8 protein-coding genes are annotated in these 18,472 nt (G+C 63.3%); 7 read left to right on the top strand and 1 reads right to left on the bottom strand.

The window, feature by feature from the left end:
• The first annotated feature begins 129 nt into the window (after positions 1-129).
• Positions 130-2,601 (top strand): glycogen/starch/alpha-glucan phosphorylase, encoded by a 2,472-nt coding sequence (locus DW352_RS26065; protein ID WP_245434255.1) that lies wholly within the window; start codon positions 130-132, stop codon positions 2,599-2,601.
• Here DW352_RS26065 and malQ read toward each other — a convergent pair.
• On the bottom strand, positions 2,598-4,370 hold the full coding sequence (gene malQ / locus DW352_RS26060; protein WP_162827210.1) for a 4-alpha-glucanotransferase: 1,773 nt from the start codon (positions 4,368-4,370) through the stop codon (positions 2,598-2,600). The genes DW352_RS26065 and malQ overlap by 4 nt on opposite strands.
• A 143-nt stretch (positions 4,371-4,513) precedes the next feature.
• On the opposite strand from malQ, the gene DW352_RS26055 reads away from it, so the two are divergent.
• The 6 genes from DW352_RS26055 to treY are packed head-to-tail and all read left to right on the top strand — an operon-like array spanning position 4,514 to position 18,465.
• Positions 4,514-6,484 (top strand): alpha-1,4-glucan--maltose-1-phosphate maltosyltransferase, encoded by a 1,971-nt coding sequence (locus DW352_RS26055; protein ID WP_115694065.1) that lies wholly within the window; start codon positions 4,514-4,516, stop codon positions 6,482-6,484.
• Between the two features lie 7 nt (positions 6,485-6,491).
• The gene (gene treS, locus DW352_RS26050) at positions 6,492-9,770 is read left to right on the top strand and encodes a maltose alpha-D-glucosyltransferase (protein ID WP_115694064.1); all 3,279 of its coding nucleotides are present in this window, start codon (positions 6,492-6,494) and stop codon (positions 9,768-9,770) included.
• On the top strand, positions 9,767-11,914 hold the full coding sequence (glgB, locus tag DW352_RS26045; RefSeq protein ID WP_115694063.1) for a 1,4-alpha-glucan branching protein GlgB: 2,148 nt from the start codon (positions 9,767-9,769) through the stop codon (positions 11,912-11,914). Before treS ends, glgB begins: the two co-directional genes overlap by 4 nt.
• Positions 11,868-13,982, top strand: coding sequence for a glycogen debranching protein GlgX (gene glgX, locus DW352_RS26040; protein ID WP_245434254.1), 2,115 nt, complete (start codon positions 11,868-11,870; stop codon positions 13,980-13,982). The genes glgB and glgX overlap by 47 nt, the downstream gene beginning before the upstream one ends.
• A complete protein-coding gene (gene treZ / locus DW352_RS26035) occupies positions 13,982-15,733 on the top strand; it encodes a malto-oligosyltrehalose trehalohydrolase (RefSeq protein WP_115694062.1) in 1,752 nt (583 codons plus the stop codon). Before glgX ends, treZ begins: the two co-directional genes overlap by 1 nt.
• Positions 15,700-18,465, top strand: coding sequence for a malto-oligosyltrehalose synthase (gene treY / locus DW352_RS26030; protein WP_342634885.1), 2,766 nt, complete (start codon positions 15,700-15,702; stop codon positions 18,463-18,465). Before treZ ends, treY begins: the two co-directional genes overlap by 34 nt.
• Positions 18,466-18,472: the final 7 nt, after the last annotated feature.

Raw genomic sequence — 18,472 nt, 5'->3', positions numbered from 1 at the left:
GCATTTTGCCGTCTACGGCCGTTTTCATGTGACACAGCGTCCCTAAACTACAGCTTCGAGGGGACAGCCCAGTTAGATGGAACTCGCCATTATCATTTATCGCCGTCAGGCCCCAACCATATGACGTCCATGCCCACAGTGAAGCATAAGCCCCACATATCCAGCATCTCCGACCGCGCCGCCAACGAGGCGCAGTTGCGCGAAGCGATACAGGCCAAGCTGCATTATGTGCTGGGTAAGAATCGCGATCGCGCATCGCATCACGATTGGTACTGCGCGACCGCCCTCGCGGTACGCGATCACGTCATCGACATCTGGATGAAGACCGACGAGCGCATCGCCAAACAGGAGAAGAAGCGCGTCTACTACCTGTCGATCGAGTTCCTGATCGGCCGGCTGTTATTCGACACGCTGACCAATCTGCGGCTGGTCGATGCCGCGCGCGGCGCCTTGCGCGGCCTCGGCGTCGAACTCGACGATCTGCGCCGCTGCGAACCGGATGCGGCGCTCGGCAATGGGGGCCTCGGCCGCCTCGCCGCCTGTTTCATGGACAGCATGTCGGCGCTAAGCATTCCCGCGTTTGGCTACGGCATCCGTTATGAGAACGGCCTGTTCGAACAGCGCATCGTCGACGGCTGGCAGCAGGAATTACCGGAGGACTGGCTCGCGCGCGGCAATCCGTGGGAATTCCCACGCGCCAACGCCGAATATTCGATCGGCTTTGGCGGCTCGGTCGAATATGTCGGTGGCGACGACGCCACCGCGCGCGCCATCTGGTATCCGGCCGAGACGGTGCTGGCCCTGCCTTACGACACGCCGATCGCCGGCTGGCGCGGACGTCACGTCAACGCATTGCGGTTGTGGTCGGCGCGTGCCGCGCACCCTGTCCAACTCGCGGCCTTCAACCAGGGCGACTATGTCGGCGCCGTCGCGGCGCGTGCGCGTGCCGAGGCAATTTCGCGCGTCCTCTATCCCAATGACAGCACCCCCGAAGGCCAGGAACTGCGGCTGCGGCAGGAATACTTCTTCACGTCCGCTTCGCTGCAAGACCTGACACAACGCCATGTTGCCGCCTTCGGCTCGCTCGAGACGCTACCTGACCAGGCCGCGGTGCAGCTGAACGACACGCATCCGGCCATCGCCGTCGCCGAACTCATGCGCATTCTGGTCGATGAGCACGATTTCTCCTGGGAGAAAGCGTGGACCATCACCAAGGGCACGCTCAACTACACCAATCACACGCTGTTGCCGGAAGCGTTGGAGACCTGGACGGTCGAACTGCTCGGCCGCCTGCTGCCCCGCCATCTCCAGATCATCTATCTGATCAACTGGCTGCATCTGCAGGAAACGGGGAAGCGCGGGCTGACCGATCCGACGCTTCTCGCGTCCGTCTCGCTCATCCAAGAGAGCGGTGAGAAGCGCGTGCGCATGGCGCACCTCGCCTTCCTCGGCTCGGCGAGCGTCAATGGCGTCTCGGCCCTGCATACCGATTTGCTACGCAAGACGGTGTTTCACGATCTCGCCGAAACCACGCCGACGCGTCTGGTCAACAAGACCAACGGCATCACCTTCAGGCGGTGGCTGTACGAGGCCAATCAACCGCTTACGCAATTGCTGGTGGAGCGGCTCGGCGAGCGCTTTCTCGACGATCCCCGCTGTCTCGAAGAGATCCGTGGCATCGCCGACGAACCAGGTTTTGTCGAGCATTACCGGCGCGCGCGCCTCACCAACAAGGCGCGGCTTGCGACCGTCATGCAGCAGGCGACGGGCGTCCGTGTCGATCCGCACGCGCTGTTCGACGTGCATATCAAACGCATCCACGAGTATAAGCGCCAGCTTCTGAACGCGCTGGAAACCATTGCGTTGTATCAGGAGATCCGTTCGCATCCCGACCGCGATGCTGTTCCCCGGGTGAAGATCTTCGCCGGCAAGGCGGCGGCGAGTTACGACCGCGCCAAGTTGATCATCAAGCTCATCAACGACATCGCGCACGTCGTGAACAACGATCCGCTGGTGAAGGACCGGCTGAAGGTGGTGTTCGTTCCGAACTACAGCGCCAGCCTCGCCGAGGTCATCGTGCCGGCAGCCGATCTCTCGGAACAGATTTCCACCGCCGGCATGGAGGCTTCTGGCACCGGAAACATGAAGCTCGCCCTCAACGGTGCCATTACGATCGGCACGCTCGATGGCGCCAACATCGAGATCAGCGAATACGTCGGCATCGACAACGTCATGATCTTCGGCATGACGGCGCCGGAGGTGGCAGAGAAGGTACGCGCGCATTTCCCGGGCCAGCAGGCAATCGATGCCTCGCCGCGCCTGAAGGCCGCGCTGGCAAGCCTGGAAAGCGGCATGTTCTCAGCCGACGACCCAGCCCGCTACCATCCGATCGTCCGGGCGCTGGAAGATTACGACCGCTATATGGTGGCGGCGGATTTCGACGCCTATTGGGATACGCAACGCGCCGTCGACCATCTCTGGCAGACGCCGGCCGACTGGTGGCGGATGAGCATCCTCAACACGGCCGGCACGGCGTGGTTCTCATCCGACCGCACCATCCGCGAATACGCCCGCGATATCTGGCACGTGCCGACGACCTAGGATTTGTGGCTACGGCCGGCCCGCGCGAAAGCGCGGGCCACCCGTTGCAAGCCCATGTGACCAGCCAGTTGCTCGACCGGGACTGGCAGCTTGCGCCGCCAGTTGGGATGCTCGTCGGTTGTGCCAGGGACGTTGATCTGTTCGATCTCGCCAAGGACGTCGTCGAGACCGATCACAGCCAGCTTCGAGGGCGTATCGCCGAGAAAGGACGCGATCGCCGCCGGAACCCCATCAGCCTCGCCTGCGGCGCGCGCTGACAAAGTGGCGCGCAGCATGTTCTGAGCGTGCACGCGCGCCTCATCGGTCTCTCCCGGATCGATGCCCAGCGCCCGCTTCACGCGCAAATCGTGCGCGCTCAGCCATCCCTGCAGGCTCGGCAAATCGTGCGTGTTGAAGGTCGCCACCGCATCGGTCGGATAATATTCGGGCGGCCTGAACCGGCCGTCGCCATCGCGTTCGAAGAGCATCACGCGATAGGTCCAGATGCCCCATTTGGCCGTCGTCTCGCGGAAGCCCTCCGGTACTGTGCCGAGATCTTCGCCGACCACCATGCATCGATGGCGGCAGCTTTCCTCGCCGATGACCCGTAAGACCGGCTCGAACGGATAGCGCACGTAGGTTCCTTCTGAAGCGGCCATGCCTTGCGGGATCATAAAGATGCGCTTGAGGCCCATGACGTGGTCGAGCCGGATCGCGCCGGCGTGGCGCATCACAGCGCGCATCAACTGCCGTAACGGCGCGAAGTCGTCCTGTGACAGCGTCATCGGATTGAACGGCGCGAGCCCCCAGTCCTGTCCGGCGGTATTGAATTCGTCGGGCGGCGCGCCGACACAGACCGATGCGACGATCGTGTCCTGACGGCTCCACGCATCGGCGCCCGATGGGTCGATGCCGACGGCCAGGTCGGTATAGAGACCGATTGGCATGCCGGCCTTGCGTACAGCGCTCACGCAAGCGGCAAGCTGCCGGTCGGCGGTCCATTGCATGAACTCCTGGAGCTCGCAGGCGCCGAGATGCTGCCGCCGAAACTCCGCCAAAGCCGAGCGATCCGGGTTTTTCCACGGCTGCGGCCAGTCCCACCACGGCTTCGGCGCGTGCAATTGCCGCAGCACTTCGAAGCAGGCGAACCGCGTCAGCGCCTCGCCTTGCTCCGTCCGATAGGCCTCGAAATCGGAACGCCGCTCCTTCGCAGCTTTCTTGGCAAACTGCTCGTAGGCAAGCTGCAAGGCATGCAGTTTGGCGCGCGCCACGCCGTCGTAGTCGATCAGCTCGCTTTCGCGCAGGCGGCGCAAGTCGTCGGTCAGCCCGGCCGCTTCGATGCCGGGAAACTCCGGGACCGCATCGACGTCGATGTAGAACGGATTGAGAAAGAGACGGCTGTTCGGCGCATAGGGGCTTGGTGCACCGGGCCGATCCGGAAACAACGCGTGCAGCGGATTGAGACCGATCGCGCCTGCGCCCATCGCGCCCGCCGTCTCGATCAGCTTGGCGAGATCGGTGAAATCGCCGTGTCCCCAGTTGCGCGCCGAGCGCAGAGCGTAAAGCTGAACCGCAAGTCCCCATAGACGGCGTCCATCGCCCTGCCAGCACCGCATCGGATGCTCGGGCAAGAGCGGATATTCAACCTGCGGCGGCTTGGCGCGCCCGGCCGACAGAGCCTCAATCAAACGACGCAGCGTTTGCGGGCCGGCCGGATGCCAATTGCCGAATACATCATGATAGCCGGGCTCGATGCCCCACGCCTCTGCCGAGGCAGTCAAGTCGTTCATGTTCTTCGCTTTTCGTGTGTGGCCGAGGAGAGCGCGGAGAAAGCAAATGCATGGAACTTTCGGCTCTTTACTCGGTTCTTCCCAGAGGCCAGCCAGAATAGAGACCAATGAAACAATTCGGACCGGAGCGTACGGCGATACGCATGGAGCATTCGTCTCGCCACGAGGCATGGGAGGTGTCTCCCACCGATCCGACCGGACCGCGCTTTCGCATCGAGGATATCTTCCCGAGTGTCGATTGCGGCCGGTACCCGGTTAAACGCGTTGCCGGCGAATCCGTTGACGTCTGGGCTGACATTTTTCGCGAAGGTCATGATGTCCTCGCCGCCGCCCTCCTTTGGCGCGCCGATCAAGATAAGAATTGGCATCGCGAACCGATGCTGCCGCACGGCAATGACCGGTGGCGCGGCCGATTCACGCCGCCTGTGCCCGGCTGGTACATGTTCGCCATCGAAGCCTGGACCGATCATTATGCCACTTGGCGCAAAGAGTTTCTGCTGAAGCAGGAAGCCGGGCAGGATGTTGGTCTCATGGCGCGCGAAGGCCATGAGCTCCTCGTAGAGCTAATGCCGCACGATCGAGAGGCGCGGCTGGTCGTCGAATCGGCGGTGCGCAAATTCGCATCCAAACAGGACCCCGCTGTCTTGCTCGACGATGTCGTCGCGGCAGCGATTGAAAAGAGCGAGACACGTCCCGACCTCACCCGCAGTCACATCGTTCCGCTGGTGGCCGACCGCGAGCGCGCGCGGGCCAGCGCCTGGTACGAGATGGTGCCGCGCAGCCAGGGCCGCGTCACCGGACAGCACGGAACCTTCGACGACTGCATTGCACGTGTGCCGGAAATTGCCGCGCTCGGCTTCGACGTCCTCTATCTCACGCCGATCCATCCGATCGGGCACACCAACCGCAAAGGCCGGAACAATGCCTTGAAGGCCCTGCCCGGCGATCCGGGCAGCTTCTATGCCGTCGGCAACGAGCACGGCGGCCACGATGCCGTGCATCCCGAGCTCGGCACGCTCGACGACTTCCGGCGTCTGGTCGATACCTGCGCCAAGCACGGCATGGAGATCGCGCTGGACTTCGCGGTGCAATGCTCGCCGGATCATCCTTGGCTGAAGGATCATCCGGAATGGTTCAGCTACCGGCCGGACGGCTCGATCCGCTTCGCGGAGAATCCGCCCAAGAAGTACGAGGACATCGTCAACCCCGATTTCATGTGCGCCGACCGCATCGCGCTATGGGAAGCGCTTCGGGACGTCCTGTTGTTCTGGGTCGGCCACGGCGTACGCATCTTCCGCGTCGATAACCCCCACACCAAGCCACTGCCCTTCTGGGAATGGCTGATCCGGGAAATTCGGACGCGCTCACCCGACGTAATCTTCCTGGCGGAAGCATTCACGCGGCCGAAGGTCATGAAGGCGCTGGCCAAGCTCGGCTTCTCGCAGTCCTACACTTATTTCACCTGGCGCACGGACAAGCAGGAACTGCAGGAGTATGTGAGCGAGATTGCCGGCTACCCCGAGCGCGACTACTTCCGACCGAACTTCTTCGTCACGACGCCCGACATCCTGCCGGTCCAGCTCCAGACCGGCGAAGTGTGGATGTTCAAATCGCGCGCTGCCCTCGCCGCGACGTTGTCCTCGAATTACGGCATTTACAACGGCTTCGAACTGATCGAACACGCGCCTATTCCCGGCCGCGAGGAGTACCTCAATTCCGAGAAATACGAGATCAAGACCCGTGATTGGAACAAGCCGGGCAACATCAAGGACTATCTCAAGCGCCTGAATACGATACGGCGGCGCAACCCCGCGCTGTTGCAGACGGCCGATATTCGTTTCTTGCAAGTCGACAGCGACGACGTCATCGGCTTCATCAAGGAGTCTGTGAAAGGCGACAACGCCGTTGCCGGCGCCATTTCGCTCACCGGCGCCCCGCGCGAATTCTGGCTGCATTTCGGCGATCAGCAGATCGGCCCGCCCGAGGATAGGCGCCCCGTTCGGATGATCGAGAATCTCGTGACCGGCGAGCGTCGGATGCTGGAATGGGGCGGCACGCGCCTGCGCATCGATCCCTCCGAAGACCCCGCCGTTTTGTTCCGCTGCACCCCGTAAGACCGCCATGAACGTCGTACCGACCATCGACCTCGCGTCCAAGACCGTCGAAGACGATCTATGGTTTAAGGACGCCGTCATCTACCAGCTGCATGTGAAGGCCTTCGCCGACAGCAATGGCGACGGCGTCGGTGACTTCGCCGGACTGACGGAGAAGCTCGACTATCTGCGCGACCTCGGCGTTACGACGCTCTGGCTGCTGCCGTTCTATCCAAGCCCGGGGCGCGATGACGGCTACGACATCGCCGACTACGGCGACATCAATCCGAGCTTCGGCAGCATGCGGGATTTCCGCCGCTTCATGCAGGAAGCAAAGCGGCGCGACCTGCGCGTCATCACCGAGCTCGTCGTCAATCACACCTCCGACCAGCACCCCTGGTTCAAACGCGCCAAACGCAGCCCCAAAGGCTCGAGCGCGCGCAATTGGTACGTCTGGAGCGATACCGACCAGAAATACCAAGGCACGCGCATCATCTTTACGGATACCGAGAAATCGAACTGGACCTGGGATACCGAAGCGCAAGCCTTTTACTGGCACCGCTTCTTCTCGCACCAGCCGGACCTGAATTTCGACAATCCGCGCGTGGTCAGCGCCGTGCTGCAGGTGATGAAGCGCTGGCTCGATGCCGGCGTCGACGGTTTCCGCCTCGACGCCGTGCCTTATCTGTGCGAGCGCGAAGGCACCAACAACGAGAACCTGCCTGCGACCCACGCCGTGCTCAAGCGCCTGCGGGCCGAACTCGACACTTACGCGCCCGGCAAGGTGCTGCTGGCCGAAGCCAATCAATGGCCGGAGGACGTGCAACAATATTTCGGCGAGGGTGACGAGTGCCACATGGCCTATCACTTCCCGCTGATGCCACGCATCTACATGGCCATCGCGCAGGAAGACCGCTTCCCCATCACCGACATCATGCGGCAGACGCCGGAAATTCCGGAAAACTGCCAGTGGGCAATGTTCCTGCGCAACCATGACGAACTGACGCTCGAAATGGTCACCGATGCCGAGCGCGACTATCTGTGGTCGACCTACGCCTCGGACCCTCGCGCCCGCATCAATCTCGGCATTCGCCGCCGCCTCGCGCCACTGATGGACAACGACCGGCGCAAGATCGAACTGATGAACTCGATCCTGATGTCGATGCCCGGCACCCCGATTCTCTATTACGGCGACGAGATCGGCATGGGCGACAATATCTATCTCGGCGACCGCAATGGCGTGCGCACGCCGATGCAATGGACGCCGGACCGCAACGGCGGATTCTCGCGGTGCGACCCGGCGCAGCTTTACCTGCCCTGCATCATGGATCCGGTCTACGGCTACTCGGCCGTGAACGTCGAGGCGCAGTCGCGCTCGCTGTCCTCGCTGCTGAACTGGACCAAACGGCTGATCAACGTCCGCAAGTCCACCAAGGTGTTCGGCCGCGGTACCCTCACCTTCATCCGTCCGAACAACAGGGCCGTGCTCGCTTACGTTCGTCAGCTCGGCGACGAAGCCATCCTTTGCGTCGCCAATATGTCGCGCGCGGCCCAGGCCGTCGAACTGGACATGAGCCCGTGGAAGGGCCGCATTCCGCGGGAGATGCTGGGACGCACGCGCTTCCCGCGCATCGGCGACCTGCCCTATCTCGTCACGCTGCCGCCTTACGGCTTCTTCTGGTTCCACCTGGTGAACGAAGATGAAAGGGAGCCCGAGACTGTCCTGCCGCGGGAGCTCACGACGCTGGTCCTCGGGCCCACCTGGGAAAGCGCGGTCTACGGTTGGACACGCCGTGCCTTCGAGGCCGACGTGCTGCCGAGCTTTATTCCGGACAGGCGATGGTTCGCCGAAAAAGGCTCTCGACTCATCTCGACCAAGGTCTCCGCAGCCGTCACGATCGAGCACGGCGAAGACCGTTTTGCCATGCTCCTGGTCGATGCGGAGAGTTCGCAAGGCACCAGCCGCTACTTCCTGCCGCTGACGATCCGCTGGACACGTCACACCGCGATCGATCGCGGGCCGGCCAATATCCTGGCCGCCGTGCGGCGCGGTTCACGCGAAGGCACGTTGCTCGATGCCTGCATCGAGCCGGAATTCGTGCAGACCGTGCTCGCCAAGATCCGCGAGAGCGCCGATATCGGCCAGGACCGCACGCGAGTCGAATTCCGACCGACGGACGCCTTCATGGCCATGCCAGCCCCGGAAGCCAAGAGCATCAGCGGCGGCGATCACGAACAGACCAATACATCGGTCATCGTCGACAAGCAGTACGTGATCAAGTTCCTGCGCCGCATTACGCCGGGCATCCATCCGGAAGTTGAAATGGGCCGTTTTCTTGCGGACGTGGCGCAGTTCCAGAATGCGCCGATGCTGCTCGGTACCGTCGAAATGGTCGAGGGCGAGAACCGCAGCGCGCTTGCCGTCGTGCACGCCTACATCAGCAATCAAGGGGACGCGTGGAGCGTCATCAGCGCCTCGCTAGACCGTCTTGTCGACGAGCAGCGGCTGCTACCGACCGAAGCCGTCGCCGAAAGCGCCGATACTGGCTTTCTGCTACAGCGCATGCGGCAGATGGGCAAGCGCACGGCCGAACTGCATATCGCGCTCGGCAGCCACCCAAACGATCCGGCCTTCGCGCCGGAGCCGATCACACAGGACGATATCACGGGCTGGACGAACGCGATGGCGGCACGCGCCAAGGCGACATTCGCGCAGCTCGAGCAGGTGCGCGGACTGTCGGATATGGCGGCGCCGCTTGTGACACGTCTGCTCGAGCGGAAGGATGCTATCCTGACCTACATCGAAACCGGTCGTAATGCCCGTTTTGACGGCGTCAAGATTCGGCACCACGGCGACTTCCATCTCGGCCAGATTCTCCTCGCCAAGGAGGATGCCTACATCCTCGACTTCGAAGGCGAGCCGCTCCGGTCGCTTGACGAACGTCGCCGCAAGGCGCCACCGGCGCGAGACGTCGCCGGCTTCCTGCGCTCGATCGACTATGCAGTATCCGCCGCCATCGACCGCGAACCCAACCTCAATGCCGAGGAGCGCGACACACTCAATCGGCACATCCGCGCATGGGGTAATCAATTCACGGCAGCTTACTGGGAGGCCTACCGCGAGAGCATCGCCGACGCTAGCCTCTGGCCGGCCGATGAAACCCAGATCACCGAATTGCTCGACGTCTTCCTGCTCGAGAAGGCGCTGTACGAAATCGAGTACGAGATCAACAACAGGCCGGCTTGGTTGCACATTCCGCTCGATGCGACTGTCCGCCTTCTGCAGCAGCGCGGGGTCATTCCATGACACAATTGTCGCCCGTGGCGCGGCAGGTGATTGCCGGCCGACACCCCGATCCCTTCCATTATCTCGGCCCGCATACCGAGAACGACCGCACGCTGGTCCGCGTGTTCCTGCCCGATGCCACCCAAGTGATCGCGATTGGGCGCCAGGAGGAGCACGAACTTGCATGCCTCGATCCGGCCGGCCTGTTCGAGGGACCGCTGGATAATCCGAGCTATTACCGGCTGCGCGCACGTTACGGCAACGGCGACGTGGAGTTGGAGGACCCCTACCGCTTCCCGCCGGTACTGTCCGAATTCGACCTCTACCTGCTTGGCGAAGGCAACCATCTTCGCCTCTATGACAAGCTCGGCGCTCACCCGATGACGCTCGAGGGAGTCGACGGCGTCGCTTTCGTGGTCTGGGCCCCTAACGCGCAGCGGGTCAGCGTCGTCGGCGACTTCAATCTCTGGGACGGCCGGCGGCATGCGATGCGTGTGCGGGGCAACGGCTACTGGGAGATCTTCATTCCCAACGTGCAGCCCGGACAAAAGTACAAATACGAGATCGTCACGCGATCCGGCGCGCTGCTGCCGCTGAAATCGGACCCGGTCGCCTTCGCAGCCGAGATCCGCCCAGCGACGGCCTCGGTGATCCTGGATGCCGCGGCGTTGCCACAGCCCACCCCGGCGCGCGACAACATCAATGCCCTCGACCAGCCGATGTCCATCTACGAGGTGCATCTCGGCTCATGGCGACGCAAGGGGCCTCAAGCCGAGTGGCTGACTTACCGCGACCTCGCGGAACAGTTGCCGGCGTATGCCGCGGACATGGGCTTCACCCATGTCGAGCTGTTGCCGGTGATGGAGCATCCTTTCGACGGCTCCTGGGGCTATCAGCCGACGGGGATGTATGCGCCGACGAGCCGCTTCGGTACGCCGGCCGAATTCGTCGCGCTCGTCGACGCGCTGCATAAGGCCGGGCTTGGCGTCATTCTCGACTGGGTGCCCGGCCACTTCCCCGACGATCCGCACGGGCTCGCGCGCTTCGATGGCACCGGCCTCTACGAGCACGAGGATCCGCGCCAGGGCCGCCATCTCGACTGGGGCACGATGATTTACAACTACGGCCGCGTCGAGGTGACCAACTTCCTCACGGCCAATGCGCTGTTCTGGCTCGAACGCTACGGCATCGATGGCTTGCGCGTCGATGCGGTCGCCTCGATGCTCTACCTCGATTACAGCCGGCCCGAAGGTGGCTGGGTCGCCAACAAGTACGGCGGCCGCGAAAATATCGACGCCATCGCCTTTCTGCGACGCACGAACACTGAGTTGTTCAAGGAGTTTCCGCACGCCACGACGGCGGCGGAGGAGTCGACCTCCTGGCCGATGGTGTCACGGCCGGTCGACTGGGGCGGTCTCGGCTTCGGCTACAAATGGAACATGGGCTGGATGCACGACACCTTGGATTACATGTCCAAGGATCCGATCTATCGCCGCCATCACCACGGCAATATCCTGTTCGGACTGCACTACGCGTTCTCGGAAAATTTCATCCTGCCGCTGTCGCATGACGAGGTCGTGCACGGCAAACGCTCGATCCTCGGCCGCATGCCCGGCGACGATTGGCAGCGCTTTGCCAACTTGCGCGCCTATTACGCCCTCATGTTCGGCCATCCCGGCAAGAAGCTGATGTTCATGGGTTGCGAGTTCGGCCAGGACACCGAATGGAACCACGACGTGAGCTTGCCTTGGCATCTGCTCGAGCAGCCGCGGCATGCCGGAGTGCAACAACTCATCCGCGATCTCAACCGGCTCTACCGCAATACGCCGGCGCTGCACGCGCTCGATTGCAATTCGGAAGGCTTCGAATGGCTGGTGGCGGACGACGCCAACCACTCGACTTACGCCTGGCTTCGCAAGGGCAAGAACCCGCAGGAACGCTGCGTCGTGGTGGTGAACTTCACCCCGCAGGTCCTGCACGACTATCGCGTGCGCGTACCCTTCGCCGGGACCTGGCGCGAGGTCTTGAATTCGGATGCGGCCGTTTATGGCGGCAGCAATGTCGGGAACGCCGGAGCGGTCTCCACAGTTGTGACACGCGATAGCCCGGAGATTCACATTGTCGTCCCACCGCTTGCTGCCGTCTTTCTCGTTCCTGAGATCTAACGGGCACATCTCGCCCGGCTCACCCCATCCGCTGGGCGCAACCTGGGACGGGCGCGGCACGAATTTCGCGCTGTTTTCCGCCAACGCCACCAAGGTCGAGCTGTGCCTGTTCGACCGGGACGGCCGGCGCGAGACCCAGCGCATCACCGTGCCCGAGCGGACCGACGACGTCTGGCACGTCTATCTCTCGCACGTCACGCCCGGGCAGCTTTACGGCTATCGCGTGCACGGCCCCTATGCGCCCGAGGCTGGCCACCGGTTCAACCCCAACAAGCTTCTGATCGACCCTTACAGCAAACGTCTCGGCGGGCAGTTCTCCTGGAACGATGCGCATTTCGGCTATCGAACTGGCGCCAAGCAAGCCGACCTTTCCTTCGATAAGCGCGACAACTCCCGCTACATGTACAAATCGGTCGTGGTCGAAACCGCGCACAGCTGGGCGCATAGCCGCCGGCCCGGCATCCCCTGGGAAGACACCATCATCTACGAGGCCCACACCAAAGGTCTCAGCCAGACCCGCGGGGACATCTCCGAGGGCATGCGCGGCACGTTTCGCGGCCTGTCCGAACCGAACATGATCAGGCATCTGCGGCGCCTCGGCGTCACCGCGGTCGAGCTTTTGCCGATCCACGCTTTCCTCGACGACCGCTATCTCGTCGACCGCAAGCTGCACAATTACTGGGGCTACAACACGTTGAGCTTCTTCGCTCCCGAAGCGCGCTACGCGCGGAGCGACGTTATCGACGACTTCCGCGGCACCGTCGCCGCGCTACATGATGCCGGCATCGAGGTGATCCTCGACGTCGTGTACAACCACACGTGCGAGGGCAATCAACTCGGGCCGACCTTGTGCTATCGCGGCATCGACAACGCATCCTACTACTGGCTGATGCCGGACCAGCCGCGCTACTACGATGACTTCACCGGCACCGGCAATTCGCTGAAGGTGGCCCATCCGCGCGTGCTGCAGATGGTGATGGACTCGCTGCGTTTCTGGGTAGAGACGTTCCACGTCGACGGCTTCCGTTTCGATCTCGCCTCGACGCTCGGCCGCGAACCCGCGTTCAATCGCAACGCGCCTTTCTTCGCTGCCATCCAGCAGGACCCCGTCCTCGCGAACGTAAAGATGATTGCCGAGCCCTGGGACATCGGCCTCGGCGGTTATCAGGTCGGCGGATTTCCGACCGGCTGGTCGGAATGGAACGACGTTTATAGAAAAACTGCCCGCCGCTTCTGGCGTGGCGAGGGCAACCTGATCGGCGACATCGCGCACGCGATGACCGGCTCGGCCGCGCAATTCCAGCACGACGGCCGCGGCCCGCGCTCCAGCATCAACCACGTCACGGTGCACGACGGCTTCACGCTTGCAGACCTTTACGCCTACGAGCACAAGCACAATGAAGCCAACGGCGAGGATAACCGGGACGGCTCCGACGACAATGTGAGCACCAATTGCGGCGCGGAAGGCGAGACCGACGACGCCGATATCCTGGCCAAACGCCGCCGGCTGCGGGCCAATCAGCTCGCCACGTTGTTCCTGGCGCAAGGCGTGCCGCTGTTGCTGGCCGGCGATGAAGTCGGCAACAGCCAGGGCGGCAACAACAATGCCTATGCCCAGGACAACGAAATCGGCTGGGTGGACTGGTCGAAGGCCGGAACCGAGGACGACATGTCCGATCTGGTCGGGCGCCTCACGCAGATGCGCCAGCGTTTCCCGCAGCTCAAGCCGCACCGCTGGCTCGAAGGCAAAAAGGAAGACGGCACCTACGACGTGAAATGGCTGACGCCGAGCGGCGTGGAGATGACCGAGCAGGACTGGAGTTTTCCGGACGGCCGCTTCGTCGCTTATGTCTTGGCGGCCGCGCGCGAAGGCGACGAGCCATTGTTCATCATGCTCAACGGCGCCGACGAGCCGGTCGATATTACGTTTCCGGAATGGGCGGCGGTCGGGCGCTGGCAGTGCGTGCTCGACACGTCGAATGGCCACCCCAATGCTCCCGCGAGCAAACCCGGCGATCAATGGAGCGCCCAGGCGCGCACCGTGCTCGCGTTCGCAGGCCTCGCGTGATGGCTCGACCGCAGTTCGGGCCGTTGATCGGCGCAAACGGCGTGACCTTCCGTTTGTGGGCGCCGGCGGCGCGCAGCGTCAGCCTCATCATCGACAAGCCGCACGACATGGAGCGCCACGGCGAGTGGTTCGCGCTGCAAGTGCCGCAGGCGCGGCCCGGTACGCGCTATCGCTTCAAGATCGACGACGAACTCGAGATTCCCGATCCGGCTTCCCACTTCCAGCCGGAGGACGTTCACGGCGCGAGCGAGGTAATTGACCGTCGCTACGATTGGCAATGTAAGAACTGGAAAGGCCGGCCCTGGCATGAGGCGGTCTTCTCGGAGGCGCATGTCGGCGCCTTCACCGAGCAAGGGACATTCCAGGCCGCAATCGGCAAGCTCGATCATCTTGCGGCAACCGGCATCACCGCGCTCGAGCTGATGCCCTTGGCGGATTTTCCCGGCCGCTGGAATTGGGGTTACGACGGCGTGCTGCCCTTCGCGCCGGACTCAGCCTATGGCCGGCCGGAAGATCTCAAAGCCTTGATCGATGCGGCGCATGCGCGCGGGCTCATGGTCTTTCTCGACGTGGTCTACAACCACTTCGGGCCGGAAGGGAATTATCTTCACCGCATCGCACCGACCTTCTTCTGCGATGCGCACACCCCTTGGGGTGGCGCCATCAATTACGAGCGACCCGAGGTGCGCGCCTTTGCGATCGAGAACGCGCTGCACTGGCTCGATCATTATCGTTTCGATGGCCTCCGGCTCGACGCTGTACACGCCATCGTCACCCCGGGTGAGCCGCACGTTCTGCACGACCTCAGTGCCGCCGTCGGCGAACTGGCCGCGCGAACGGGACGGCACATCCACCTTGTCTTGGAGAACGACGATAACGTCGCCAGCCTGCTCGCGCCGCAAGAAGAGCCGCCGGCCGGCCGCTATCGCGCGCAATGGAACGACGATTACCACCATGCGTGGCACGTCCTGCTGACGCATGAAGAGCAAGGCTACTATCGCGACTACAAGGCGTCCGAGAAGCAGGTCGAGCGCGTGCTGGCGGACGGTTTCGCCTACCAGGGCGATCCCTCGCCCCATCGAGAAGGCAAACCGCGCGGCGAGCCGAGCCGCGATCTGCCCCGCGCCGCCTTCGTCAACTTCATCCAGAACCACGACCAGATCGGCAATCGTCCGCTCGGCGAGCGGCTGACCGGCCTTGCCGAGCCCGCAGCTTTGGAAGCGGCTCTTGCGGTTCTACTGCTGCAGCCGTCACCGCCTTTGCTGTTCATGGGCGAGGAATGGGGGGCCGCCGAGCCGTTCCCATTCTTCTGCGACTTCAAGGGCGATCTCGCGGAAGCCGTGCGTCAAGGGCGCAAGCGCGAGTTCGCCGAGGCCTACGCCAGGCATGGCGATGAGATCCCTGATCCGCTCGCCCCCGAGACCTATCGGCGCGCCAAACTCGATTGGCAGGCGTTGGCCCAGCCGGCACATGGACGACGACTCGCTCTCGTCCGTGCGCTGCTCGAGACCCGCCGCCGACATGTCGCGCCGCTGCTACCCGCCATCACGAAGGCCGGCGAAGCAAAACACTTCGACCGGGTCTTGAGCGCGCGTTGGATCGCAGGCGACCGGACGCTGATGCTGCTGGCGAACCTTTCCGGTACCGGCCAGACCTGTCCCGACATCTCCTGGGGCACCGCCATCTGGGGTGAAACACCCGGCGCGCAACTCGTTGCATGGTCTGTGCACGCCGCCGTCGGAGACCGGTGATGGATCCGACCGTGCCGCTTGCGACCTATCGGCTGCAGTTCACCAAAGACTTCGGGTTCGATCAGGCCGCGGCTCTCGTCCCCTACCTGAAAGACCTCGGCATCAGCCATCTCTATGCCTCGCCCTTCCTGAAGGCACGGCCCGGCAGCACACACGGCTATGACATCGTCGATCACGACCGGCTCAATCCGGAACTCGGCGGCGACGAGGCGTTCCTGCGCATGAGCGATGCGCTCAAGGCGCACGGCCTTGGCCTCATCCTCGATTTCGTTCCCAACCACATGGGCGTCGGCCAGGCTGACAACGCCTGGTGGCTCGATGTGCTGGAGTGGGGTCAGAAATCGCCTTACGCCGGCGCCTTCGACATCGATTGGGACGCGCTCCCGCACCGGCGACATCCCGGCGTGCTGCTGCCGATCCTCGGCAGGCCGTACGGCGATGCATTGCAAGCAGGTGAGATCGAGCTGAAGTATGACGCGGAGAACGGGAGCTTCGCGGCGTGGTACTTCACGCACAAGCTGCCGATCAACCCGCAGCGTTACAGCGAGATGCTGCGCACGATCGTCAACGCCGCGGCCGCCGCTGACGACCCGGCTGGTCACGAACTGATCGCGCTCGCACACGAATATCGCAATCCGAACCACCCCGCCTATCGCGACGCCGCCTCACTGAAGCAGAGGCTTGCCGGCATTACCGGCGCCGCAGCCGTCATCGAGCGAGGGCTTGCGGCGTACCGTGGCGAGGCCGGCGCCGGCGCGCTGCATCGCCTGCTCGAACGGCAGCATTACCGCCTCGCTTACTGGCGGGTCGCGTTCTCGGCGGTGAATTACCGGCGCTTCTTCGACATCAGCGATCTTGCCGGATTGCGCGTGGAGGACATCAAGACCTTCCGAGCCATTCATCCGCTGGTCATGCGGCTGATTGCGCAAGACCGGCTGCAAGGCCTCCGCCTCGACCATATCGATGGGCTACGCGATCCCGCACAATATACGCGACGGCTAAGCCAGCTCGTACGGAAAGTGCGACGCGAAGCCGGCCTGCTGTCCAGCTTCTACATCATCGTTGAAAAGATCCTCGGGGACGGCGAGCCGATGCCCAATCTGCCCGGCGTGTCCGGGACGACTGGATATGAATGGCTCAACACCATCTCCCGCGTCCTGGTTGACGACAAGGGGCTTCAGCCGCTCGAACAGACGTGGCGCAGTTTCACCGGCCAGCGCGCCGGCTTCGACGAAATGCTCGATGCTGCCAAGCTTCGCGTCATGGTCAGCATGTTGGCGAGCGAGTTCACAGTGTTGTCTCGCGCTCTCGCGCGCATTGCCGCCGGCCATTTCAGCACACGCGACTACACGATCGACCGTTTGCGCCTGGCACTCCAGCTCTATGCGCGCGAATTTCCGGTGTATCGCACCTACGAGACCGCAGGCGGCGCCGGCACGCACGATCGCGACCTCATCGAGGGAACGATCGCCCGCGCCCGGGCGCGCTGGGAGGGCCCCGATCCGCAGATCTTCGACTTCTTACGCGACGCCATCACCCTCGATCTGATCGCCCAGGGCGGCTACAGCGCGCCGCGGCTGCGCAACTTTGCGCTCAAGCTGCAGCAGTTCACCGGTCCCCTGATGGCCAAAGCCCTGGAGGACACGACTTTCTATCGGCACCACCGGCTGCTCGCGCTCAACGAAGTCGGGGGCGATCCCGTGGCCCCGGCGCTCAGCCCTGCCGAGTTCCATCGACGCCAGGAGCAGCGCGTCGAGAACCACGATCATGGCCTCACCGCCACCGCGACGCACGACACTAAGCGTGGCGAGGATGCCCGCGCCCGCCTCCTGGCACTTTCGGAAATGGCCGGGGAATGGGATGCGAGCGTAAAGGACTGGGCGAGCCGCAATACCGCATTGATCCAATACATCGATGGCAAGCGACGACCGAGCAAGGGGCATGAGTACATGCTCTATCAAGCACTGGTCGGCGCCTGGCCCGGAGAGAGTACGCCCGATTTTGCCGAGCGCATGCAGGCTTACGCGCTGAAGGCCGCCCGCGAAGGCAAGGAAGAGACGAGTTGGACGAACCCCGATGAAGCCTATGAGAAGGCCCTCACGGATTTCGTCGCGCGTTTGCTCGATCCAAAGGTCTCCGAGGGCTTTCTCACTTCCTTCACGGCCTTCGCGGAGCGGACCGCACTCCTTGGCGCGCTGAATGGGCTATCCCAACTCGCCTTAAAGGCACTGCTGCCGGGCGTGCCGGATTTCTATCAGGGCACCGAGCTCTGGGACCTGTCCCTTGTCGACCCCGACAATCGCCGCCCCGTTGACTTCCCAACACGGAAGATCTGGCTCGCCGACATCCCGACAGACTGGTCGGCATTGGCCTCGCAATGGCGCGACGGGCGCCTCAAGCTCGCGCTCACGCACGCGCTGCTTCGTCTGCGCAACGAACACGCGGAACTTTTCACGCGAGGCACCTACGAAGCTCTCGACGTCACGGGCGCCGATGCGGACCATGTGATCGCCTTCCGCTGGAGACGAAACCGCAAGGAACTTATCGCAGCGATCGGGCGGCACTTCGCGCCACTCACCGACAGCGGCCGGCGATGGCCACAAACATGGAACTTTCGTGTCGAAGCAATTACGGATGAGTACACGGTCGCACTTGGTTCCGACCGGAAAGCCGCGCCAAATCTCGCGGAACTTTTCGCGACACTTCCCGTAACCGTGCTTGTCCGCACATAATTTCCGC

Origin of the sequence: Pseudolabrys taiwanensis, from assembly GCF_003367395.1 — a bacterium.
GTDB classification, from domain to species: domain Bacteria; phylum Pseudomonadota; class Alphaproteobacteria; order Rhizobiales; family Xanthobacteraceae; genus Pseudolabrys; species Pseudolabrys taiwanensis.
This window is presented reverse-complemented; position numbering and strand designations above follow the sequence as displayed.

What these genes read in the sequence shown, in the direction of transcription:
- treY (WP_342634885.1), top strand. Translation starts at nt 15,700, where the DNA reads ATGGTCTGTGCACGCCGCCGTCGGAGACCGGTGATGGATCCGACCGTG.
- DW352_RS26055 (WP_115694065.1), top strand. Translation starts at nt 4,514, where the DNA reads ATGGAGCATTCGTCTCGCCACGAGGCATGGGAGGTGTCTCCCACCGAT.
- treS (WP_115694064.1), top strand. Translation starts at nt 6,492, where the DNA reads ATGAACGTCGTACCGACCATCGACCTCGCGTCCAAGACCGTCGAAGAC.
- DW352_RS26065 (WP_245434255.1), top strand. Translation starts at nt 130, where the DNA reads ATGCCCACAGTGAAGCATAAGCCCCACATATCCAGCATCTCCGACCGC.
- treZ (WP_115694062.1), top strand. Translation starts at nt 13,982, where the DNA reads ATGGCTCGACCGCAGTTCGGGCCGTTGATCGGCGCAAACGGCGTGACC.
- malQ (WP_162827210.1), bottom strand. Translation starts at nt 4,370, where the DNA reads ATGAACGACTTGACTGCCTCGGCAGAGGCGTGGGGCATCGAGCCCGGC.
- glgB (WP_115694063.1), top strand. Translation starts at nt 9,767, where the DNA reads ATGACACAATTGTCGCCCGTGGCGCGGCAGGTGATTGCCGGCCGACAC.